Origin of the sequence: Sphingomonas sp. Leaf23 (assembly GCF_001421585.1) — a bacterium.
Classification (GTDB): Bacteria; Pseudomonadota; Alphaproteobacteria; order Sphingomonadales; family Sphingomonadaceae; genus Sphingomonas.
Genome location: NZ_LMKR01000006.1, coordinates 63,269 through 85,393, shown reverse-complemented (window position 1 = coordinate 85,393; position 22,125 = coordinate 63,269). Strand labels below are relative to the sequence as shown.

Annotated in this window: 18 protein-coding genes and 1 pseudogene; 7 read left to right on the top strand and 12 right to left on the bottom strand. The window is 65.7% G+C overall.

Features of this window, described 5'->3' with window-relative positions:
- Positions 1–258 precede the first annotated feature (258 nt).
- The 5 genes from ASE67_RS16365 to ASE67_RS16345 are packed head-to-tail and all read right to left on the bottom strand — an operon-like array spanning position 259 to position 7,746.
- Positions 259–1,530, bottom strand: coding sequence for an MFS transporter (locus ASE67_RS16365; protein ID WP_082457206.1), 1,272 nt, complete (start codon positions 1,528–1,530; stop codon positions 259–261).
- A complete protein-coding gene (locus ASE67_RS16360; protein WP_055763795.1) occupies positions 1,527–2,075 on the bottom strand; it encodes a cytochrome b in 549 nt (182 codons plus the stop codon). Before ASE67_RS16360 ends, ASE67_RS16365 begins: the two co-directional genes overlap by 4 nt.
- Positions 2,072–3,505, bottom strand: coding sequence for an efflux transporter outer membrane subunit (locus tag ASE67_RS16355; protein WP_235511960.1), 1,434 nt, complete (start codon positions 3,503–3,505; stop codon positions 2,072–2,074). The genes ASE67_RS16360 and ASE67_RS16355 overlap by 4 nt, the downstream gene beginning before the upstream one ends.
- Positions 3,502–6,612 carry a multidrug efflux RND transporter permease subunit gene (locus ASE67_RS16350; protein ID WP_055763794.1) on the bottom strand — a complete coding sequence of 1,037 codons (3,111 nt, stop codon included), beginning with the start codon at positions 6,610–6,612 and terminating at the stop codon, positions 3,502–3,504. The genes ASE67_RS16355 and ASE67_RS16350 overlap by 4 nt, the downstream gene beginning before the upstream one ends.
- 3 nt (positions 6,613–6,615) lie before the next feature.
- Complete coding sequence (locus ASE67_RS16345; protein WP_235511959.1) at positions 6,616–7,746, bottom strand: efflux RND transporter periplasmic adaptor subunit; 1,131 nt, start codon at positions 7,744–7,746, stop codon at positions 6,616–6,618.
- A gap of 112 nt (positions 7,747–7,858) precedes the next feature.
- Between ASE67_RS16345 and ASE67_RS16340 the strand changes: the two genes are divergently transcribed.
- On the top strand, positions 7,859–8,536 hold the full coding sequence (locus ASE67_RS16340) for a response regulator (RefSeq protein ID WP_055763792.1): 678 nt from the start codon (positions 7,859–7,861) through the stop codon (positions 8,534–8,536).
- The gene (locus ASE67_RS16335; protein WP_082457225.1) at positions 8,533–9,597 is read left to right on the top strand and encodes an ATP-binding protein; all 1,065 of its coding nucleotides are present in this window, start codon (positions 8,533–8,535) and stop codon (positions 9,595–9,597) included. The genes ASE67_RS16340 and ASE67_RS16335 overlap by 4 nt, the downstream gene beginning before the upstream one ends.
- Positions 9,598–9,662: 65 nt before the next feature.
- On the opposite strand, the gene ASE67_RS16330 is transcribed toward ASE67_RS16335, so the two are convergent.
- The 3 genes from ASE67_RS16330 to ASE67_RS16320 form a co-directional block, all read right to left on the bottom strand.
- Positions 9,663–10,055 (bottom strand): barstar family protein, encoded by a 393-nt coding sequence (locus tag ASE67_RS16330; RefSeq protein WP_055763788.1) that lies wholly within the window; start codon positions 10,053–10,055, stop codon positions 9,663–9,665.
- 6 nt (positions 10,056–10,061) lie between these two features.
- Positions 10,062–10,553, bottom strand: a complete 492-nt coding sequence (locus ASE67_RS16325; RefSeq protein ID WP_055763786.1) for a DUF4232 domain-containing protein — start codon at positions 10,551–10,553, stop codon at positions 10,062–10,064.
- A 79-nt stretch (positions 10,554–10,632) separates the two neighbouring features.
- The gene (locus ASE67_RS16320; RefSeq protein ID WP_156348665.1) at positions 10,633–11,337 is read right to left on the bottom strand and encodes a lysozyme inhibitor LprI family protein; all 705 of its coding nucleotides are present in this window, start codon (positions 11,335–11,337) and stop codon (positions 10,633–10,635) included.
- Between the two features lie 284 nt (positions 11,338–11,621).
- Here ASE67_RS16320 and ASE67_RS16315 point away from each other — a divergent pair, with 284 nt between their 5' ends.
- The 3 genes and pseudogenes from ASE67_RS16315 to ASE67_RS16305 form a co-directional block, all read left to right on the top strand.
- Positions 11,622–14,597 carry a GAF domain-containing protein gene (locus ASE67_RS16315; protein WP_268795381.1) on the top strand — a complete coding sequence of 992 codons (2,976 nt, stop codon included), beginning with the start codon at positions 11,622–11,624 and terminating at the stop codon, positions 14,595–14,597.
- A 95-nt stretch (positions 14,598–14,692) separates the two neighbouring features.
- Entirely contained in the window at positions 14,693–15,064 is a 372-nt protein-coding gene (locus tag ASE67_RS16310; RefSeq protein WP_055763782.1) for a winged helix-turn-helix domain-containing protein, read from the top strand.
- A gap of 112 nt (positions 15,065–15,176) precedes the next feature.
- Positions 15,177–16,385, top strand: a pseudogene (locus tag ASE67_RS16305) (TonB-dependent receptor); the annotation flags it as partial.
- 199 nt (positions 16,386–16,584) lie between these two features.
- Here ASE67_RS16305 and ASE67_RS16300 read toward each other — a convergent pair.
- Positions 16,585–17,607, bottom strand: a complete 1,023-nt coding sequence (locus ASE67_RS16300; protein ID WP_055763780.1) for a zinc-dependent alcohol dehydrogenase family protein — start codon at positions 17,605–17,607, stop codon at positions 16,585–16,587.
- 92 nt (positions 17,608–17,699) lie between these two features.
- Between ASE67_RS16300 and ASE67_RS16295 the strand changes: the two genes are divergently transcribed.
- Positions 17,700–18,578, top strand: coding sequence for a LysR substrate-binding domain-containing protein (locus ASE67_RS16295; RefSeq protein ID WP_055763778.1), 879 nt, complete (start codon positions 17,700–17,702; stop codon positions 18,576–18,578).
- 117 nt (positions 18,579–18,695) lie between these two features.
- Here the strand turns inward: ASE67_RS16295 and ASE67_RS16290 are convergent, their stop codons facing one another.
- Both ASE67_RS16290 and ASE67_RS16285 read right to left on the bottom strand, forming a co-directional pair.
- The gene (locus tag ASE67_RS16290) at positions 18,696–19,706 is read right to left on the bottom strand and encodes a metallophosphoesterase (protein WP_235511958.1); all 1,011 of its coding nucleotides are present in this window, start codon (positions 19,704–19,706) and stop codon (positions 18,696–18,698) included.
- Positions 19,707–19,997: 291 nt separating this feature from the next.
- The gene (locus tag ASE67_RS16285; RefSeq protein WP_055763774.1) at positions 19,998–20,732 is read right to left on the bottom strand and encodes a 3-oxoacyl-ACP reductase family protein; all 735 of its coding nucleotides are present in this window, start codon (positions 20,730–20,732) and stop codon (positions 19,998–20,000) included.
- A gap of 132 nt (positions 20,733–20,864) precedes the next feature.
- Here ASE67_RS16285 and ASE67_RS16280 point away from each other — a divergent pair, with 132 nt between their 5' ends.
- Complete coding sequence (locus ASE67_RS16280) at positions 20,865–21,176, top strand: ArsR/SmtB family transcription factor (protein WP_055763996.1); 312 nt, start codon at positions 20,865–20,867, stop codon at positions 21,174–21,176.
- Here the strand turns inward: ASE67_RS16280 and ASE67_RS16275 are convergent, their stop codons facing one another.
- Entirely contained in the window at positions 21,177–22,043 is an 867-nt protein-coding gene (locus ASE67_RS16275; protein ID WP_055763993.1) for an aldo/keto reductase family oxidoreductase, read from the bottom strand.
- Between the last annotated feature and the right edge of the window lie 82 nt (positions 22,044–22,125).

The following is a 22,125-nucleotide window of genomic DNA, read 5'->3' as shown; positions in this document are numbered from 1 at the left end:
CCACCTCCTTCGTGGAGGATTGTGAGACGGGGTTCTGACACCCGCGATCCCACCGAAAAGGGGCGATCGGAGGTGGTTCGACAACCGGACATGCCTGTTGAAAAAGACCGGTGTGGGCGCTGCGTTACGGACAGCAGGTGAGCGCCACCTGAGGGTCGGTTGGTGAGATGCTGGCCGGTTCTCAATAGTTCTAGACGGCTTTGACACTTCGCTCAGGGCACGCGAGAGGGTGTCGGTCCCATTTGCAAATGCCGGTCTTTACCGGTGGATGCCTCTCTCCGTTGCATCGACGCTCCACAACGCTTTTGATGCGAATGCGAGCAGGCAGACCAGCGTGCCCGCGCCGCCCAGCAGGACGAACAGCCAGCGAACGCCGATGATGTCGCCTAGCGGGGCCGAAGCGAGCAGGCCGACCGGGGCGGCCAGACCCATCAGCGTCCCGAGCAGCGCCAACACCCGTCCCTGCAGCCGGTTGGGCACCGTGGTCTGGATGAGCGTGGTGAACGGCGCATCCCCCATGATGAAGGTCACTCCGCTGACCGCCCAGAACATGGTCGCCAGCCAGAATAACCCAGGCGGCATCAGGGCAGTCGCAGCGAGTGTCGCGCAGGACAAGGTGAAGCCCCACAATATCCATCGCACCAGGTGCTTCGGCACGATCGTCGCAACGATCACCCCGCCTGCGATCATCCCGGCACCGCCGATACTTTCAAGGATCGCGACCTGTTGGGGGCCACCACCAAAATGCTGCTTCACCAAGAGCGGCAACAGGGTGAAGGTCGGCATGATGACCAACACCACCGCGGTCAGCAGCGCGTAGATGCGCAGCAGAAGGGGGCTTTGCCGAACCACCGCAACGCCTTCGCGAAATTCCGGCCAAAGGCCTGCGTTGCCGCTGTCACCGCGTTGTTGCGGGACCGCGAAGATCAGCAGCGGCGTGATGCCCAGGACGGCGGTTCCCACGTCGATCCACAACGCCATGCCGATCGGCACCACCGCGATCGCCAGGGCGCCCAGCGGCGCGGCAGCGACGGTGACGATCCCCATCAGCGTCTGATTCAGCCCTGCTGCGCGGGGGAGGAAGCCGCGCGGCACCAGCATCGCGGTGCTCGCCGACGATGCCGGCATCTGGAATGCACCCGCTGCGCTTCGGACGAACATGGCGACATAGACGTGCCACAGCGCAACCTGCCCGGTCAGGAACAACACGATCAGGATCACGATGCAGGCAGCCGCGATCAGGTCGGCGACGATCATCAATAACCGCCGACTGTAGCGATCGGCGAACGTTCCGCCGAGGGGGCCCAGCAACGCCTGGGGCAGCAGAGCCGCGAGTCCGGCGGTCGTCAGCGCGCCGAGATCCCCGGTCGTATCCGTGATCCACCAGATAAGGACGAACTGCGTCATTGCCGTCCCAATCATCGACAGCGCTTGACCGCCGAAGATCGACCAGTAGCGCCATTTCCAGCCAAGCCCCGGATCGATGCTCGATCCTGTCGCGGCCGGGTCGATGTTCGGAGCCGACGTCATAGCATTCGCGCAAGGACGTCGGCGTCGCGGCCACGATCAAGGAAGCGGTGCTTGAGCGCCCCCAGAACATGAAGCGCGATCAACACGAGCAGCGTGTAAGCCAGCGTCTTGTGCGCCCATGCGAAGATAGCGAAGGCGTGATCGTTCTTGGGGAGCAGTTCAGGCAGCTCAAGACCGAAGAAGGGCACGCCGTCGCTCTGCGAGAACGAGCTGGACATGCCGTAGCCCATCAGCGGCACGACCATGGCCAGCGCCAGCATCGCATATTGCACGATGGTCGACAGCGTCGTTTCCCATCTCGCCAGACCACCGGGATGTGGCGGCACGCCGGATCGATGGCGAACGAACAGGGCGATCGCCCCGGTCATGAAGGCCAGCACGCCGAATTCCTTGTGGACGGGATACATCCATTCGAATTTGGCGGCGATGCTGTCGGGCAGCGCGGTCATCGCCCATCCCAGCGCGATAAGCGCAAGGATCAATGTCGCGCGCATCCAGTGCAGCAGACGCATCGGCAACGGGTAACGGTCGGAACGCTGGTTCATTGTTGTTTCCCGGCTTGGGTATCGCCACCCAGCGCGCGGTACATCGCGGCGGCAGCGGTCAGTTGATCGCGACGGACGGTCAGCACCATCTGCCGCGCGGCATAGGCGGCGCGTTGCGCGTCGAGAAGTTCGAGCCGGCCTGTCTGGCCAGCACGATAGGCAAGGCTGGACAGCGACACGCGGCGCTCCGCTGCTGCCGCCACCCAGCGCTGCTCGGTCAGTTGCGTCGCATAGGTCGCCTGCGCGGCAAGGCCGTCTGCGACCTCTCGAAACCCGGTCTGGATCGCCTTTTCATAGGTTGCGACAGCGGTGGAGGTGCGCAGCCGGGCGAGATCGAGATTGCCGCGCAGCTCGCCACCGCGAAAGATCGGGACGCTGACCGCCGGCGCGTAGGACCATGATCTGTTGACGCCGCGGAACAACGTGTCGAGCGCGAGGCTTGCGAACCCGAAGGCCGCCGTCAGCGACACGCGCGGAAAGAAGGCCGCGCGCGCCGCGCCGATATCGGCATTGGCGGCGCGCAGATCCTGCTCCGCCTGGCCGATGTCGGGGCGACGCAGCAACAGGTCGGACGGCGCACCCGCTGCAAGAGCGGTGCGGATCGGCTGTTCGATCAACGGGACCGGGGCCGGCAGGTCGATCGGGAGGGACGCGCCGACCGCAAGCACGAGCGCATTGGTCCCTTGCGCGCGTTCGCGTTCGCGCTGGGCCAGATCGGCCTGCGCCTGGCGCACCAGCCCCTCGGCCTGCGCCAGATCGACGCCGCTCGCCTGCCCGGCATCGTGACGGCGACGGGTGATGTCGAGCGAGGTGCGCCAGTCGGCCAGCGTTGCCGCGGTCAGCGCAAGCTGCTCGTCGGCAAGACGCTCGTTCCAATAGGCGTCGGCGACCGCGCCGATCACCGTCAGCCGCACCGCGCGGCGCGCCTCCACCGTGGCGAGCCAGCGGTGAAACGCCGCTTCGTTCAGTGCACGCAGGCGACCGAACAGGTCGATCTCAAAGCTGGTCAGCGCCGCCTGCGCCGTGAACTGCCCGAACGTGTATCCGCCGGGCGTGCTTCCCGTTCCCGCACCGGGCGTCAGGCCGATGCCGGCGCCCGCCACGCCAGCGGGCTGGCGCTGCCGCGTATAGCCGCCGTCGACGTTGACCGCGGGCAGCGACTGCGCGCGCTGCACCCGCACCTGCGCGCGCGCCATCTCGGCATTCAGCGCGGCGATACGCAGATCGCGGCTTTCGTCCAGCGACAGCGCGATCAGCCGTTGCAGCCGCGCATCGCCAAACATGCCCCGCCATTCCGGCAGCGCCTTGCTCCCATGCGCAGAGGGATAGGCATCTGCGACGGGGGGCGTCGGCAGCGCCAGCTTCGGCGTCATCGAACAGCCTGCGGTGGTCGCCATCATCACGGCGAGGATCAGCGAACGCATCGTCATGCCGCCTTGCCCGCCCGCCGCGCGCGCCAGCGTTCGGCCATGCCCACCACGACCACGAAGAAGGTCGGCACGAACACCAGCGCCAACAGCGTGCCCGTAATCATCCCGCCGAACACGCCGGTGCCGATCGCGTGCTGCGTTTCCGCGCTTGCGCCGCCCGCCAGCATCAGCGGCATCACCCCGAGCGTGAAGGCAAGGCTGGTCATGACGATCGGGCGCAGCCGTACGCGCGCAGCGGCGATCGCCGCCTCGAACAGACTGCTGCCGGCCTCGCGATATTGCCTGGCGAACTCGACGATCAGGATCGCGTTCTTGGCGCTCAGCCCGATGATGGTGACGAGCCCGACCTTGAAGAACACGTCGTTCGACAGGTCGCGCAGCAGCACGGCCGCTACCGCGCCGATCAACCCGAGCGGGACGACCAGCAATACCGCCAACGGGATCGACCAGCTCTCGTAGAGCGCGGCCAGCACCAGGAACACGACCAGCATCGACAAGGCCAGCAGCACCGGTGCCTGGGCGCCTGCGTTGCGCTCCTGCAGCGACTGCCCGGTCCATTCGATCGCGAAACTGGTGGGCAGGTCTGCTGCAAGCCTCTCCATCTCGCGCATGGCATCGCCGCTGGACGTACCGGGAGCAGCGGTGCCGGTAATGCTGACGGAGGGATAGCCGTTGTAGCTGGCGAGCTGGAGCGGGCTGTTGCTCCACACCGGCGTGACCAGTTCGGCGAGTGGTACCGTGCCGCCGGCTGCATTCCTGACCCGCAGACGCATCACGTCGTCGAGGTTCATGCGGTGCGCAGGCTCGGCCTGCACGATCACCTGTTGCAAGCGCCCCTGATTGGGGAAGTCGTTGACGTAGCTGCTGCCGAGCGCCGTGCCGATCATGTCGCTGATCGCGGTGAACGACACACCGAGCGCACGCGCCTTTGCCCGGTCGATGTCGAGCCGCACGCTGGTACCGGCCGGCAGCCCCTCGGCGTAGACGCCGCTTAGCCTGGCGCTGCGGGCCGCATGCGCGATGAGCAGGTCGCGTGCGGCGAACAACGCCTGGCGGCCCTTGCCTGCACGATCTTCCAGTCGCAGCGCGAAACCGGACGAGGTGCCCAGTTCGTCGATTGCCGGGGGCATGATGCTCATCACCTGACCTTCGTGGATGGCACCTGCCATCGCTGTCTCTGCGGCCGCCACTTCCTTGGCCACGTTCGTGCCGCGCCGATCGCCCCAATCCTTCAGCATCGTGAAGACCATCGCCGCATTCGGCCCCGAGCCCGAAAAGCCGAAGCCGAGGATCGCTTCGGTCGTATCGATCCCCGGGCGGGTGGCGGCATGGCGCTCATAGGCCTGCACCGCGTCCAGCGTGCGCGTCGCGGTGGCATCGGCGGGCAGCTGGAAACTGGTCATGAAATAGCCCTGATCCTCCTCCGGCATGAACGAGGACGGGAGAGTGGCGAAGGCGAGCCCGAGCATCCCGACGATCGCGATGAAGGCGAGCATCATCCGCCCGCTGGCCTGCAGTAGCCGCGCGACCCAGCCCTGATAGCGCTGCGTCAACCGGTCGAACCGATCGTCGAACCATGTGAAGAAGCGGTTCCTGCGGGGCGCGTCCTCCAGCGGCTTTAGCAACGTCGCGCACAACGCCGGGGTGAGCGTCAGCGCCAGGAGCGCGGAAAACAGGATCGATACCGCCATCGCCATCGAGAACTGGCGATAGATCGTACCGACCGATCCGGTCGCCATCGCCATCGGGATGAAGACGGCCGACAGCACCAGCGTGATGCCGATGATCGCGGGCGTGATCTCGTCCATCGCCTTGCGCGTGGCGTCCCTCGGCGACAGCTGCTCCTCGTGCATCAGTCGCTCGACATTCTCGACGACGACGATCGCATCGTCGACGATGATGCCGATCGCCAGCACCATGCCAAACATCGTCAGCACGTTGATCGAATAGCCGGTCGCCAGCATGACCGCGATCGTGCCGAGCAGCGCGATCGGCGCGACGATCGCGGGGATCAGCGTATAGCGGACCTTCTGCAGGAAAAGGTACATGACGAGAAAGACCAGCACCATCGCTTCGGCCAGCGTGTGCAGCACCTTCTCGATCGAAATGCGCACGAACGGGGCGGTGTCGAACGGGGCGGTCCAGCTCACTCCCTGCGGCAGTGCGCGGGACAACTCGGTCATCCGTTCGCGTACGGCCCCTGACGCAGCGACGGCGTTGGCGCCGGGCGTGAGCTGGATGCCGACCGACGCCGCGACCTTGCCGTTCTCGCGGGTGGCGTTGCCGAAGCTCTGACGGCCAAGCTCGATCCGGGCGACCTTGTCGAGGGTCACGCTCGATCCGTCGGTATCCGCTTTAAGAATTATGGCCGCGAAATCCTCGGGGGTTTTCAGCTGGCCATCGGCCGTCAGCGGCACCAGCACGCGCTGGCCCGCGGTCGTCGGTTCGGCGCCCAGCGCACCGGGTGCGATCTGGACGTTCTGCTCGGCAATCGCGGCGGTCACGTCGGTCGCGGTCAGCCCGAACCCGGCGAGCTTTGCCGGGTCGATCCAGATCCGCATCGCGCGCTCGGCCGAGAAATTCTGGACGCGGCCGACACCGGGCACTCGCTTCAGCTCATCGACGATGTTGCGCGTCATGTAATCGGAAAGCTCGACCTCGTCCTGCCGTCCGTCCGACAACAGGCTGACGATCATCAGAAAGCCTGACGAGGCGGATTCGACGGTCACGCCGGTCTGGCGCACCACCTGCGGCAGACGCGGCTCGATCGTCTTGAGCCGGTTCTGCACATCGACCTGCGCCAGCTCCGGGTCGGTGCCGGGGCGGAAGGTCGCCGTGATCGTCGCAGACCCCGACGTGTCGGCCGAGCTTTCGAAATACAGCAGGTTCTTCACGCTCGAAAGCTCGCGCTGAACCAGCGAGACGACGCTGTCGTTCAGCGTCTGCGGTGTTGCACCGGGGTAGCTGGCATAGATGCTGACGGTCGGCGGTGCGACACTGGGAAAGCGGGCAACCGGCATCTGCGGAATGGCGATGACGCCCATCAGCACGATCGCGATCGCGATGACCCAGGCGAACACCGGGCGGTCGATGAAGAAGCGGGGCATCGTTCAGCCCACCGTCCGGTCGCGCCACGGACGTTGCCCGACCGGGGTGTCGGGGCGAATGCGGTCCTGCCCCTCGACGATCACCACGTCACCCGCCTTCAGCCCGGTACTGACGACGTAATGGCCGCCCGTCAGCGCACCCAGGGTCACCGGGCGAACATGTACCCGGTCCTGCCCGTCGACGACACTGACCTGCGCCTGTCCGTTGCCGGCCCGCGTCACGGCTTGTTGCGACACCATCAGCGCGGCGGGCAGCGCGGCACGGGGCAGCCGCGCCCGGACGAACATGCCGGGCAGCAGCCGTTCGCCCGGATTGGGCACCTCGACGCGGACGAGCGCATCGCCGGTGTTCGGATCGACCGCGATGCCGGAAAACAGGATGCGTCCCCGCAACGGCGGCTGACCGGCCGCTGCGACGATCTCGGCGGTACTCGCGCCGGCACCCTGCTCGCGCAGCTCCGCATATCGCCCGGCGGGCTGACGCACGTCGACATAAACCCGGTCGATCTGGTGGATCGTCGCCAGAGGGTTCGTATCGGCCGCGGCGACCAGCGCCCCCTCCGTCACATTGGTCGCCCCGAGGCGCCCGGCGATCGGCGCGGTGATGCGGGAGAAGCCGACATCGATCTGGCGACGCCGCAGCGTGGCGCGTGCTTCCGCCAGTTCCGCCGACGCCTGCTCGCGCGCCGCGACCGCATCATCATAGGTCTGGCGGCTGATCGCGTCCGCCTCCACCAGCGGCTTCAGGCGATCGGCCTGCGTCCGGGTGCGCGCATAGGCGGCGGCGGCCCTGGCGACCGTCGCGCGCGCGGTGTCGGCATCGGCGCGGAACGGCGCGGGGCTGATCTGGAACAGCACCTGCCCGGCGTGGACGGTCGCGCCCTGCTCGAACAGGCGGCGTTGCACGATCCCGCCGACCTGCGGCCTGATCTCCGCCGTACGGAACGCGACGACGCGGCCCGGCAATTCATCCACCGCTGTCACCGCCCGTGGCGCCATCCGGATCGTCAGCACCTCGATCTCGCTGGCCGATTCCGCAGGCGCTTGCGCGGAGCAGGCACCCAGCATGACGGCCATCAGAGAGCCGAGGCAGGCGGTCGTCGGACGGTGGCTGTTCTTCATGGCGTCGCTCATCGGCGCGCTTGGTTGCCGTCCCGTCGAGATTGTGTGGAGACTATATGGAGGCGTGCTGGCGGCCGTGCGGAAAGTCGGGCTAGGATGAAGGCATGCCGAAGCCTGCCATCCCATGAGCCCGCTTGCCCTGATTGCGGAGGACGACCGCGACATCGCCGATATCGTCCGTGCCTATCTCGAGCGCGAGGGGTTCCGCACGGTGCAGGCAAACGATGGACGCACCGCGCTCGACCTGCATTCGGCGCTAAAGCCGGACATCGTGCTCCTCGACATTTCGATGCCGCTGATGGACGGATGGGAGGTACTGGCGGAGATCCGACGCCGCGGTAACACGCCGGTCGTGATCGCGACCGCGCTCGATCAGGATATCGACAAGCTGCAGGCGCTTCGCGTCGGCGCGGACGATTATGTGGTAAAGCCGTTCAATCCGGTCGAGGTGGTGGCTCGGGTCAAGGCGGTGCTGCGGCGCACGGGCGGAGATAATGGCAGCGGCGTGCTGCGGGTCGGCCCGGTCGAGATCGAAACCGGCGCGCATATGGTCCGCACCGCGGCAGGCGAGGTGGCGTTGACGCTGACCGAGTTTCGACTGCTGACGCACATGGCGCGCGTACCTAGCCGGGTGTTCAGCCGCAGCGAACTGCTCGATGCCTGTTTGCCTGGCTCCGACGCGCTCGATCGCACCGTCGATAGCCATGTCAGCAAACTGCGCCGCAAGCTGGAACAGGCAGGCGCCCCGGATATGCCGGAGGGTGTGCGCGGCGTGGGCTATCGCTTGTGGTCGCGCGGATGAGCCGGCAGATCAGCCTTACCCGGCAATTGTCGATTGCGATGGCGGGGCTGGCATTCGTCGCCGTCGTGGTCAGCACCATGGTCTTTTATATCGTCTATGCCGTGCTTGAGCAGTGGCGGTTCCTTCCCCCCATGCCCTCCAGCGCAGCTGACACCACCGGGCTCGATCTCGGCATCACGCTCGCTGCCGCCGGGATCGGAATCATTCTCGCCCTGGTCATCGCGATCCGGCTTGCGCGCCGGATCGTTCGACCGTTGGGCGCAGTGGGGGATGCGGCGCGTCGGATCGCGTCCGGTGACCTTGGCACGAGGATCGACGCCGTTCCCGGCTCGCATGGCGAAGCCGCAACGCTGATCGCCGACTTCAACGCAATGGCGGGTCGCTTGCAACGCATGTCCGACGATGTGAAGGTCTGGAACGCGCAGATCGCGCATGAGCTGCGCACGCCACTGACCGTCTTGCGCGGCCGGCTCCAGGGGGCCAGGGATGGCGTATTCGCCCTCGATGATGCGCTGATCACCGGGCTGATGAAGCAGGTGGATGGCCTGACCCGGTTGGTCGAGGACCTTCGCAGTGTGAGCCTGGCCGATAGCGGGCGGCTCGAAATGGTAATGGCGGACGTCGATCTGGCTGCCGAACTGACCGAGTTGCAGCCCCTCCTGCTGTCGATGCTCGCACCTGACGGATTTGATCTGCAACTGGCCCTCGAGCCCGGTGTGGTACGGGCGGATGCCGCCCGCATCCGACAGGCCGTATTTGCGCTGGTCGACAATGCGCGTCGCCATGCCGATCCGTGCACCGTGCGGATCACGATCGGGTTCGCGCCGGAAGCGGCAACGATCTGCGTAGCCGACAAAGGGCCTGGCCTGCCGCCGGGCTTTGCCGGCGATGCCTTTCGCCAGTTCACCCGCGGTACCCGTCAACTTGGGGGGTCTGGGCTCGGACTGGCGGTGGTGCGTGGCATCGCGCAGGCGCATGGGGGTGACGTGGCCTACCGACCGTCGCCCGACGATTTCGCATTTTGCGTCAGCCTGCCGCGGAGCAGGCTGAAGGAGCGCTGAGTTGGCATCGGCCGAAGCTGAACGGGTGTGATGCAGCGGTCAGCGCCCCCCGCCAACCTGCCACGTCACGCCGCGACAAGTTCGATGTTGGGGTGATCGCCGATGATCTCGAGGACGATATCGAAATAGTTCTGCCCGGCGCCTTGCTCGAGGGCGTCCAGCTGATCGGCGATCCTGTCGACGTTGAACGTGTCGGGCCGTTTGAGCTTTTCCGCCAGGAACGTGCGTGTCGCGGCAAGGCCGAGCGCCGATCTGCTGACGTCCATGTCCCGCCAGATCAGTTTGACCGGCTCACGCCCGTCGATCGCGCCATACCCCCCGTACAGCAGGTCGTTCAACGCATCGAGGCTTTCGCCGAGCGACCAGCTTTCGTCCGCCATGAAGACGCGATTGATCTCGGCATAGAATGTCGGAATATCGACGATGGCACGACCGAGGATCTCCAATGTCTTGGTCACGTCGGGTCAGCCCGCCGCCATGCCCTCGACCGCGCGAAGCGGAGTCTGCTCGAAGGTGGCGGGCTGTCCGACGGCCCCGAAAACCTCTGCCGTCAGCGGCAAAGAGATCGCGCCGGCGCCAATGTTCAGCGTGATCCGGGCGACGTGAATGCTTCGACTGCGAGGGAAGACGGGTCCGGCAATCCAGCGGATCTCGGCCACTGCGCGATGGCCGGCTGCAAGCCGAAGCGGCACCATTGCCGGACCCGGGTGCATCCCGCGGGGTGCCTGGCGGACCACCGGAAGAATGCGATTTCGCGCATCGCGCAGCTGTATCCGGGGCAGGGTGGTCAGCAGGCAATCCTGACCCATGTTGCGGACCGATAATCCGGTTCCCGCGTGCGACATGCCATTGAAATCCCCGTCGCGGGCGTCGAGCGACAGGCGAAGCTGACCTGCCTGGCAGGGTGGCGGCAGCGGGGACGACGCGGTGAGCAGCAGTACAGCGAGGATCGGCATGTCCCATCTCCGGCAAAGATAGGGCCGGGCGTTACGAACAGCGCCGGAACGGCGATGTCGGTGATGCCCGGCCTTTAGGTCAGTAGCGGCAATAGCCCTCGTCACGGGACACCATGAGGCAATCCGTCTTGCCGGCGAGGGCGCTGCGATTGATCGCATTGCCCTTGCTCGGACGGAGGGTTTCGGTGACCCCATTGCGTCGGAAGCTCAGGCCCGCGGGCGTGACCTTGCCGATGAATTTGCCGCGCATATTCGCGTCGAGCCCCCATTGATTGTCGATCACGAAGCCGGTGTCCTGGTGACTGATCTTCAGATACGTGCCTTCGCCGCCCCGCCAGCGGCCGACGAATGCGGCAGGGGGCAGCAGGCGCGTCGGCGTGCTCGCCTGCGGCAGCCTTGCCCCAAGCGTCGTCGCCCGTGCCTTGGCGACCTTGATCCAGCATTGTGCAATGGCAAGCGATGCCATCGATCCGCCGCTATTGCCGCGGGGAAGGCAGTCGCGATCCCGTGACTTCAACCAGGCGCGCTGCTCGGCCAGCAGCTTCTGTTGCGCCGCCGGTTGCAATCGGCCGAGCAGGGAAGCGTAGCGGGCGGTCATCTGCGCATTGGCAACGCGCAGGTCGTGTGCCGCACAGCGCTGCATATCCAACGTCGACATGCACCGGGCGGGCGGGGGGTCGCGAAACGCCGGATTGTTCATGAAGGCGCCAGCGGTCTGCGCGCCCGCGGGCATGGCACCAACGGCACCGGCGACGACTGCGGAAAAGCACAGTATCAGCTTCACGTTCTTGTCCTCTCGATCCGGCCTGCGCCGGGTGTGACGTGCCGAATGTGAATGTGCGATGACAGGCACAGACAAGCAGCAACGCCCCTCGACGTGGCTGGCTCCGAAACGGACGGGAATCGTAGCTTTTGCCACACCGCGCAGGCCCCGCTTCACCTGTTCGATTTCCCCGAAGCAGGATATGAGGCGTTGGGACGCAAGGAAAACAGGTGCACGGAAATTCCGCTTCAGGCCATCAGGATGGCTCCGAAACAGCGTCTCGGTTGATCGCCGCCAGTGCAGAGATGGCGAGCGCCCGCACGATTGAATCCATCGTGGACGTCTTGCGACGGACTGCCCGGGCCATCCTTCAGGCGGACGGGATCGCGGTGGTCATCCGCGACGGCGACCAATGTCATTATGTCGCAGAAGATGCGATCGGCCCGCTGTGGCGCGGGCACCGCTTCCCTGCGGACGACTGCGTGTCCGGTGCGGCGATGCGGGGCGGCAGGACGATCGCCATCGCGGATGTCCGGGAGGACCCGCGGGTGCCGCAGGACCTGTATCGCACTACCTTCGTGCGCAGCCTCGCCATCGTGCCGATCGGCAAGCCGGAGCCGGTCGCGGCGCTGGGGGCGTATTGGGCCGAGGCCGGGCCGGCGAGCGATCCGACCACCGCACGATTGGAGGGTCTGGCCAAGCTCGCGACGATCGCGATCGAGAATGTCCGCCTGATCGATGCCCGTGACCGCGCGGCAGCGCTGGCCGCCGCCCAGAGCGACATCCTCGCGCGGGTCGTTCGCCATGAACCGTTGGCGACGACGCTCGATGCGGTCATCGAGACGGTCGAGCGGCTGTCGACGTCCGGGGTGCTGGGTTCGATCCTCCTCCTCAGCGAAGACCAGCAGACCCTGCTTCACGGCGCCGCGCCAAGTTTGCCCGCTGCCTATAACGAAGCGATCGACGGGATTGCGGTCGGGCCATCGGTCGGATCGTGCGGCAGTGCGATCCATCGTGGCAAGCCGGTGCATGTCAGCGATATCGCCCATGATCCGCTGTGGACCGACTATCGCGATCTGGCGCTGGCGCACGGCCTGCGCGCCTGTTGGTCCACGCCGATCCATTCGGCATCGGGGGCGGTGCTGGGCACGTTCGCTATGTATCACCGCGACCCGCGCGAGCCGGTGCCCGCCGATCTCGAGATCGTGGACTTCGTGGTGCAGACCGCGGGCCTCGTCATCGAACGGGCCAGGGCGGAGCAGACGGCGCGGGACATCCGGATCGCCAAGAAGGCACACGAACGCGAGCTGCACTTCGCGCTGAAGGCGGGGCGTTTCGGCGCATGGCATCTCGACCTCGCCACCGGAGAGCTGACGTCGTCCGAGACATGCCGCACGAACTTCGGGCGTGATCCGGACGCGGCGTTTTCCTATGCCGAGCTTCGCGAGGCGGTGCATCCCGACGATCGGGCACGCATGCAGGCGGCGGTCGCACAGTCGGTCGCGACCGGCGGCGACTATGACATCGAATATCGCGCCATCACCCCTGCCGGCGACGTGCGCTGGGTGCAGATCCGGGCACAGCCATCCTATGCGGACGATGGTTCGCCCGTATCGATGACCGGCGTGTCGCTCGACATTACCGCGCGTCGTGCCGCCGAGGAGCGCCTGCGCGAGCTGAACGAAACGCTGGAGGCGCAGGTGGCGGCGCGTACCGCCGAGCTGCGCTTCCACCACGACATCATCGAGGCGACCGTCTCGCCGATCTGCGCGTTCGATCATGACTATCGGCTGATCGCGTTCAACAAGGCGCATAGCGACGAGTTCTTCCGCATCTTCGGGCATCGCGTGCAGATCGGCGAGGTTTTCCCCGACCTGTTCCTGCCGGACCAGGCGCCGATCATGCGTGGTTTCATGGCGCGGGCGCTGGCAGGCGAAAGCTATGTGATCGTCGAGGAGTTCGGCGATCCCGACCTCGCCAAGCCCTATTGGGAGGTGATCTACACGCCGCTGCGCGACGAGGCGGGCAACGTCGTGGGCGCGTTCCACCTGGCGAACGACATCACGCAGCGCCTGCGCGCGGAGGCAGAGCTGCGCACGACGCAGGACGCGCTGCGACAGGCGCAGAAGATGGAGGCGATGGGCCAGCTCACCGGCGGCGTGGCGCACGACTTCAACAATCTGCTGACCCCGATCGTCGGCAGTCTGGACATGCTCCAGCGCAAGGGCGTCGGCACCGAACGCGAACAGCGCCTGATCGCCGGAGCGATGCAGTCGGCGGAGCGCGCCCGCACGCTGGTGCAGCGGTTGCTGGCATTCGCACGTCGGCAACCGCTCCAGGCGAAGCCGGTCGATATCGCCGCCCTCGTCACGGGTCTGGGCGACCTCATCGCCAGCACGACGGGACCGCAGATCAAGGTCGTGGTGTCGGCCAATGCCGACTTGCCGCCCGCGCTTGCCGATCCGAACCAGCTTGAGATGGCGCTGCTGAACCTCAGCGTGAATGCACGCGATGCCATGCCCCATGGTGGTACGCTGCGCATCTCGGCAACGGCCGACCGGATCGACCAGCGGTCACCAACCGGGCCGACACCGGGCGACTATGTTCGTCTGTCCGTGGCCGATACGGGCACCGGGATGGATGACGCCACGGCCGCGCGTGCGGTCGAGCCGTTCTTTTCGACCAAGGGCGTCGGGCAGGGAACCGGCCTCGGTCTGTCGATGGTGCATGGCCTGGCATCCCAGCTCGGCGGAGCGCTTGTCATCAACAGCCATGTCGGCGTGGGTACGAACATGGAGCTTTGGCTGCCGCAGACCACGGCGGCCGTCGCCCGGGCAGAACCTGCCGATACCGCTGGTGTCGCGTCTTTCAGCGGGCGTGCGCTGCTGGTCGATGACGAGGAACTGGTCCGGCTCAGCACCGCCGACATGCTGGTCGACCTTGGGTACGAGGTCATCGAGGCGGCGTCCGCCGAACAGGCATTGCAACTGCTCGCCCATGAACAGATCGATCTGCTCGTCACGGATCACCTGATGCCCGGCATGACCGGCGTCGATCTGGTCCGGGAGGTTCGACGCCGAACCCCTGCCATGCCGGTCCTGCTCGTGTCCGGCTTCGCCGAGGTCGACGGTCTGGATGCGGCGCTCCCCCGGCTCGTCAAACCGTTCCGAAAGGACGAACTGGCTGGCATGGTCGAGCGGGTATCGCAGCGCTTGCCGGATAGCCGCTTGGCGGCGATCACGATAAGAACCACCGGTACTCCAACCGAAGGGTCATCATGAAGATCAGCGCACGCAATCAGATTTCCGGCGCCATCGTCTCGATCACGCCGGTGACCGTCATCATCAAGGACAGCGACGTGATGATCGGCAAGTAAATGAAGCTCGGCTCCTTCTGGCTCAAGATCCAGATCGCGTGCGGCGATGCGCTGGCGATGGGGCCGGGCAAGGCCGACCTGCTGGCGGCGATCATCGCCGAAGGCTCGATCAGCGGCGCAGGCCGCGCGCTTGGCATGAGCTATCGCCGCGCCTGGCTGCTGGTCGACGAAATGAACCGCTGCTTCGATCCGCCGCTGGTCGAAACGCTGAAGGGCGGCGGGCGGGAGCGCGGGGCGAAGGTCAGTGCGGCCGGCCTCGCGGTGCTCGAAGCCTATCGCGAGATGGAGCGCGAGGCCGCAGCCATCGCCGAACGCCCGGCCTATGCCCGCCTGCGTACCTATCTTCGCGACGCGCCGGTCACGAACGACTGAGCGCGGACCCGATCGGGCACCGGCGGCAACTCTCTATATACGCTTGGATACACACTCGATATACGCCCGAACATAAAGCGGCCACAGGGACCGCGATCAGGGGTATTCATCGATGTCGAAGCGGTTCGCAGTGCTTCTCTGCGCCACAGCCATGCCTGCGTTCAGCGCCCCGGCCATCGCTCAGACCGCCACGACGGAGGTGCCGCCGTCAGCTTCCGACGATGCGGCCGACGCCGGCCTTCCCGACGTCATCGTCACGGCGCGACGCCGGGCGGAGGATGCGCAGCGTGTCCCCGCAGCCTTGTCGGTGGTGGGCGGCGAGCTGATCGATCAGAGCTATACGGTCAATACGCAGGGGCTGACGACGCTGATCCCGACGCTGAACTACAGTTCGGCCAATCCGCGCAACACCGCCTTTACCATCCGCGGGCTGGGGTCGAGCGTCGTTGCGGTCAGCCAGGCCAATGACGGGCTGGAGCCGGGCGTCGGCTTCTATGTCGATCAGGTCTATCACGCGCGCCCCGCGACCGCGGCGTTCGACTTCGCCGATATCGAACAGGTCGAAGAGTTGCGCGGGCCGCAGGGCACGCTGTTCGGCAAGAATACCACGGCGGGCGCGCTCAACATCACCACCCGCGCGCCGACCTTCACCCGCGAAGGTTTCGCCGAGCTGTCCTATGGCGGCTATAACTTCGTGCAGGCGAAGGGCTGGGCGTCGGGGCCGATCACCGACACCATCGCCTATCGCATCTCGGGCGTGTCGACCCGGCGCGACGGCGTGCTCGACAACATCCGCACCGGCCGCGCCGCGAACACGATCGGCACGCAGGCGGTGCGCGGGCAGTTGCTGTTCAAGCCCGATGAGCGCGTTCAGATGCGCGTCATCGCCGACTTCACCAATTTCCAGGCCTATTGCTGCGGGCAGGTGTATCTGCGCACCGGCACGTCCTTGCGCGCCGCCAACCGCCAGTTCGGCGGGCCGAACGGTCTGGCCGCGCAGTTCGGGTATGCCCCGCCCAGCACCAATGTCTACGACCGCAAGACCGACATCGACGGCCCGCTCGGCGTCGACACCAACGAGGGCGGGGTCAGCGCGATCACCAACTGGAACCTCGGCCCGGTCACGCTGACATCGGTCAGCGCGTGGCGCTTCTGGAACTGGGATGCCGAGAACGATCGCGACTATACCGGTATCCCGGTCCAGCTGTCGCAGCACATCCCCTCGCGGCAGGACCAATACAGCCAGGAACTGCGCCTCGCCTCGAACGGTATGGGGCCGCTATCCTATGTTGTCGGCCTCTATGGCTTTCGCCAGCGGCTGCGAGCAATTGCACTTCCGCAATCACATGAATGAACTCGGTCGCCATCTCAATCCAATATCATGGAATGTCCGCCTCCCCCCGATGGGCGGCACTGGGTTGACGGGGCGCGACTGTGCATGGCGCCCAAAATCGAGAAATGCCAAAATCGAGAAATGAATGCATGGCAGAAGCTAAGTGTCTGGAAAGACCGGATGTGAGTCACCTGGATATGGCGGGCACATTGATGACGATCTTACCGACATGTTCGCCCTTGGTGAGATCGCGCAGCGCTGCCTTTGCGTCTTCGAACGCATAGGTTCGGGAGATGACGGGGTGAAGCCCGTGCAGCGTGATCGCAGCGTTCATCGCCTCGAACATCTCGCGAGAGCCGACGTTCATGCCACGCAGGATGGCAGAGGTTTTCAGCAGCGCCATCGGATCGATCCTCTCGCCGGGCATGCCTCCCAACAGGCTGACAACGCCACCCGGACGGACACTCGCGACGGAGCGCGCCGTGGTGCCCTTGCCGCCAATGTCAATGACATGGTCTACGCCACGTCCACCGGTCAGCCGACGTGCTTCCAGCTGCCAGTCCGGATGTGTCCGGTAATTGATCGTATCGTCAGCGCCAAGCACGCGAGCCTGCTCCAGCTTCGCATCGCTGGATGAGGTCGAGATAACATGCGCCCCGGCGGCACGGGCGAACTGAATGGCGAAGGTCGCGACACCGCCTGTACCAAGCGTCAGGACGGTTTCGCCGGGCAGGAGCGGCTTGAGCCCGAACAGGGCATTCCATGCCGTCACACCGGCGACCGGGAGTGTCGCGGCCTCGGCAAAATCAAGATGCTCGGGAATAGCGACCAGCCCGTTCTGGTCGACCACGACCATTTGCGCGAGCATCCCGTCCAGCAAACCGCAACGCTGCGTCTCGAAGCTGTCGTGCGGCTGCCTGCCACCGATCCAGCTTTCGACAAAGGTACCGACGACACGCTCGCCGACCTTCCACCGGGTGACACCAGACCCGGTTGCGATGACGACGCCTGCGCCATCGGAGCACGGGATGATGTGCGGACCGGCGACGGGGAAGCCATAGCTTTTCGTCGCGAGCAACACGTCGCGGAAGTTGAGGCTGACGGCATGCACTGCGATCAGAACCTGGGTATCGCGAAGCGTCGGCACCGGTCGTTCGACCGCGCGCCAGCTATCGACGTTGTCCCGTTCCCCGATCTCGTATGCGAGCATGGTGTTTCTCCTTCGATCCCGATCATCTAGCGATCGTCAGGCGATCGAATTAGACGGACAATACTGGACAGGCTGGTGAACAAGATCGAACAATGACACAGCATTTGCAGGAGATCGCAGCCTTCGTAGCGGTGGCGGATCGGCTGAGTTTCCAGCGGGCTGCGATCGATCGCGGCGTTACGCGCTCGACGCTCAGTCACGCCGTCAAGACACTTGAAGCGCGGCTTGGCGTTCGGCTCCTCAACCGAACGACGCGTAGCGTCGCGTTGACGGAAGCGGGGCAGGCGTTTCATGCCCGTGCAAAGCGGGCGCTGGGCGAGATCGATCAGGCGATCGAAGCAGTAGATGATTTCCGTAGCCGTCCGATGGGCACGCTTCGCCTGACGGTGCCCCGCTCGGTAAGCCCGAGCATCATCGGGACGGTTACCGCGCTTGTCGCAACCCATCCCAACTTGTCGATCGAAATCGATGCCAATGACCGGCTCGTGGATATCGTGGCGGAATGCTTCGATGCCGGCATCCGCTTCGGGGTCAGCATGCAGCAGGATATGATTGCCGTCCGGTTGGACCGCGCCTTCCATTTTGCCGTTCTTGGTGCGCCTGCCTATCTGGCAGAACACGGTCCGCCGATCATACCCACCGATCTGCTTCGACATCGCTGCATCCGCTACCGGTTGCCGAGCGGTATCCTCGACCCTTGGGTTTTCGAGCGTGGGCGGGAGATCAGCAGGATCGACGTGACCGGGCCGCTGATCTTCAACGATCAGAATTTGATGATGGAGGCGGCGCTTCATGGCGCCGGCTTGGCCTTCGTTTTCGAGGAGGGGGCACGTAGCCACCTCGACAGCGGGCGGCTTGTACGGTGTCTGCCAGAGTACACGCTGCAGTTCAGCGAACTCTATCTCTATTATTCCGGCCGCCGCCACGTATCTACGGCGCTAAGAGCGCTGATAGACACTTTGAAGGCGTAATATTGTTGCCGTTAAAATCTTGAAGATCGGACACCGGGGATAGGAGAGGGCGGCAGCGACATCCGACACAGCTTCATCCAACCTGACGCTACCTTGAAGTCGTATGACGCCGCTGTCTTATGTCATCGGCCGCAACGTGAACCGTGTGATCTCGGACGGCACGCCCAACCGGAGCGCGAAGCCGGGCCACAAGCCGGTGCCGTTGCTGACGTAGAGCGTCATGCCGCCGACTTCGTACCGTCCCGACACGAACCCTGCATTGGCCCGAGCGACGATCCGGTCGAGCCCCGCGATCATGCCGCCATGGGTGTGTCCGGACAATTGCAGCGCGACGCCGCGCGCGGCGGCATTGCGTGCCTTTCGAGGTTGATGGTCGAGGAGCAGGACAGGCGCATTGGCGGGCGCACCCCGCAACGCGAGGGCAAGGTCGGGTCCGGGCGCACCGACGCTCGGTGCCGACAGGTCGGTGACACCGGCGACGACCAACTGGTCGCCGCCGCGTTCGATCACCGCATGCGCATTGGGCAACATGCGGAAACCCATGCCCGAGAGGTGCCGCATCCACGCGCCGTAATCGAAGAAATATTCGTGGTTGCCCGGGATGGCATAGACCCCGTTCGGTGCACGCAGCTGCTGCAGTGGCGCGATGTCATGGCGACGCATTTCAACCGACCCATCGATGAAGTCGCCGGTCACCACGATCAGGTCGGCGCCGGAGGCATTGGTGCGCTCGACGACTGCCTGCGCCCAATCGGCCGTGAAGAGGCGGCTGATATGAAGATCGGTAAGCTGAACGACCTGATATCCATCGAAGGATGGCGGTAGGTCGCGGATCGCCACCGTCACGTCCTTGATCGGGGGAACGCGAAGCGCATTGACCACCCCGATCCCGGCCAGCACCGCGGCCACGCCGGCAATGGTGTAGCGCAGCGCGTCCGGTTCCCGGATCGCCTCCCGCCGCACCAGCATGGTCAGCACTGCCCCCAGGTCGATCACCACTTGGAGCACCGCAAGCAGCAGCAGCGCGCCGAACGCCCAGTTGAAGAGGATCACGACCAGACGCGGGAACTCGGGCGCGAAGACCGAGCCCGACGACAATCGGCTCCAGAAATGGAACTGCGAGGCCACGAGTATCAGGATGCCCGCGGGGATCTTGGCCCAGAGCGGCAACGGCAAGGGCCAGAGCCAGCGGGCCAGGACGATCAGCGCCGGTATGGCAAAGATGACATTGAAGATGGGATGCGCTCCGGCTTGTGCAGGCAATGTCGTCTGTAAACGAGGCGCGCGCCCTACGTGTCCGCCCTATGCTACGGGGGAGGGGCCCTGGAGATGATTTCGACGCGGCCCGCCGTCGTAACAACAGGGGCGCGCGTCGAAGTTTCATCGGTGCCTTCTACCCAGGCTGGCCGACCACCGCTTTTAAGCGGTTGCACCGCCGTCGATGTTGAGCGTCGTGCCGGTGATATAGCTCGCATCCGGCCCGGCCAGGAACGCGACCGCGCCTGCAATCTCCTCGACCTTGCCATAGCGACCGAGTGGGATCGCCTGGAGCACCTGTCCCGCGAATTCGCTGTCGGCAGGGTTCAGGTCGGTGTCGATCGGCCCCGGCTGCACGGTGTTGACCAGGATGTTGCGCGGGGCGAGGTCCTTGGCCCATCCGCGCGCCAGCGCCGCTACCGCTGCCTTGGTCGCGCTGTAGACGGTGGTCGCGGGGAAGGCCATTTCGCCCGAGATACTGCCGATCAGGATGATCCGGCCACCGTCGCGAAGGTGCGGCAAGGCCGCGCGGGTGCCGACGTGCAGGCCCTTCACATTGACGCCGAACTGACGGTCGTACGTCTCGTCGGTATCCTCGGTGACCGTGGAGAATTCGGCCACGCCGGCATTGTGGACCAGGATGTCGATACCGCCCAGCGCAGCGGCAGCCTGTTCGACGCCGGCACGCTGCGACGCGGGATCGGCAGCGTTTGCCTGGAAGGCGAAGGCGGTGCCGCCCGCGCTCTCGATCGCCGACACGGTAGCGTCGGCGGCGGCCTTGTTGCCGGCATAGGTGATCGCCACGGTCGCGCCATCGGCCGCCAACCGCCTGGCGATGGCCGAACCGATACCGCGCGATCCGCCGGTGACGAGCGCTGTCCTGCCCTGAATCGACATACTCATTCTCCAAAAAATGCTGGCCCGCGATCACGCCGTCGTGCGCTGTCGGCAGGCGGTAAATGGGATGACGTTTCAACAGTTCAATAATGCCGAACTATTAAATTGAAGGTAGCGCCCTATATCGGTTCGATGGCCCGCTTCACGCACCCACGACTGGAGGACGTTCCGCTCGATCTGGCGCTGCACGCGCTGGCCGATCCCAATCGGCTGACCATGGTGGCGCGGCTCGCCGCGACCGAGCGGCTGAGCTGTACCGATGCCGCACCGTGCGACTCCATTCCAAAGAGCACGCTGTCCAACCATCTGAAGCTGCTGCGCGCGGCGGGGCTGATCGAGACGACGCAGGCCGGGCGTGAAATGATCAACACGCTGCGCCGCGCCGAATTCGACCAGCGGTTTCCGGGGCTCCTCGACGCGGTGCTTGCCAATCGGCCGGCCTGATTACCGGCCGATCGCGTCGAGTTCGGCCACCATGGCTTCGGGCAGTCTCAGCGAGGCTGCGGCGAGGTTCTCGTGGAGGTGCGCGACCGACGAGGTGCCGGGGATCAGCAGGATGTTGGGCGATCGCTGCAGCAGCCACGCCAGCGCCACCTGCATCGGCGTTGCCGCAAGCCGCGCCGCGACGTCGGAGAGTGTCGCCGACTGAAGCGGGCTGAACCCGCCGAGCGGGAAGAAGGGTACATAGGCGATGCCCTCCGCCGCCAACGCATCGATGAAGCCATCGTCGTCGCGGTGGGCGAGGTTGTATTGGTTCTGCACGCAGACGATCGTGGCGATATCGCGGGCTTCATCGAACTGCGTCGGCGTCACGTTGCTGAGGCCGATATGCCGCACCAGACCCTGTCGCTGGAGATCGGCGACGACCTTCAATGGCGCGGCCAGCGATCCTTCCGCCGGCCCGTGGGCATCGAACATCAGGCGCAGGTTGACGACGTCGAGCGTCTCCAGTCCGAGGTTCGTCAGATTGTCCTCGACCGCACGAGCCAGCTCGTCCGGCGCGAACGCGGGGAGCCACGATGCATCGTCACCGCGCCGCGCGCCGATTTTGGTCACGATCAGCAGGTCGTCGGGGTAGGGGTACAGCGCCTCGCGGATCAGCCGGTTGGTGACGTGCGGGCCGTAGAAGTCGCTCGTGTCGAGGTGGTCGACCCCGGCCTCGACCGCGGCGCGAAGCACGGCCAGCGCCGCATCCTGGTCGCGCGGCGGGCCGAACACACCGGGGCCGGCGAGTTGCATCGCGCCATAGCCGAGGCGCTTCACCTTGCGTCCGGCGAAGGAATAGGTGCCTGCCTGATCGATCGTCATCATCGGTTCTCCTGTGCTGACCCCCAGATACGGCTTGCGGATCATGGCGATAAGCCGGAGTGATCCGCACGGGTTGTACGGAAAA

What these genes read in the sequence shown, in the direction of transcription:
- ASE67_RS16310 (WP_055763782.1), top strand. Translation starts at nt 14,693, where the DNA reads ATGAAGCTCGGCTCCTTCTGGCTCAAGATCCAGATCGCGTGCGGCGAT.
- ASE67_RS16285 (WP_055763774.1), bottom strand. Translation starts at nt 20,732, where the DNA reads ATGTCGATTCAGGGCAGGACAGCGCTCGTCACCGGCGGATCGCGCGGT.
- ASE67_RS16350 (WP_055763794.1), bottom strand. Translation starts at nt 6,612, where the DNA reads ATGCCCCGCTTCTTCATCGACCGCCCGGTGTTCGCCTGGGTCATCGCG.
- ASE67_RS16280 (WP_055763996.1), top strand. Translation starts at nt 20,865, where the DNA reads ATGGCCCGCTTCACGCACCCACGACTGGAGGACGTTCCGCTCGATCTG.
- ASE67_RS16300 (WP_055763780.1), bottom strand. Translation starts at nt 17,607, where the DNA reads ATGCTCGCATACGAGATCGGGGAACGGGACAACGTCGATAGCTGGCGC.
- ASE67_RS16295 (WP_055763778.1), top strand. Translation starts at nt 17,700, where the DNA reads ATGACACAGCATTTGCAGGAGATCGCAGCCTTCGTAGCGGTGGCGGAT.
- ASE67_RS16275 (WP_055763993.1), bottom strand. Translation starts at nt 22,043, where the DNA reads ATGATGACGATCGATCAGGCAGGCACCTATTCCTTCGCCGGACGCAAG.
- ASE67_RS16325 (WP_055763786.1), bottom strand. Translation starts at nt 10,553, where the DNA reads ATGCCGATCCTCGCTGTACTGCTGCTCACCGCGTCGTCCCCGCTGCCG.
- ASE67_RS16340 (WP_055763792.1), top strand. Translation starts at nt 7,859, where the DNA reads ATGAGCCCGCTTGCCCTGATTGCGGAGGACGACCGCGACATCGCCGAT.
- ASE67_RS16360 (WP_055763795.1), bottom strand. Translation starts at nt 2,075, where the DNA reads ATGAACCAGCGTTCCGACCGTTACCCGTTGCCGATGCGTCTGCTGCAC.
- ASE67_RS16345 (WP_235511959.1), bottom strand. Translation starts at nt 7,746, where the DNA reads ATGAGCGACGCCATGAAGAACAGCCACCGTCCGACGACCGCCTGCCTC.
- ASE67_RS16315 (WP_268795381.1), top strand. Translation starts at nt 11,622, where the DNA reads ATGGCGAGCGCCCGCACGATTGAATCCATCGTGGACGTCTTGCGACGG.
- ASE67_RS16365 (WP_082457206.1), bottom strand. Translation starts at nt 1,530, where the DNA reads ATGACGTCGGCTCCGAACATCGACCCGGCCGCGACAGGATCGAGCATC.
- ASE67_RS16355 (WP_235511960.1), bottom strand. Translation starts at nt 3,505, where the DNA reads ATGACGATGCGTTCGCTGATCCTCGCCGTGATGATGGCGACCACCGCA.
- ASE67_RS16335 (WP_082457225.1), top strand. Translation starts at nt 8,533, where the DNA reads ATGAGCCGGCAGATCAGCCTTACCCGGCAATTGTCGATTGCGATGGCG.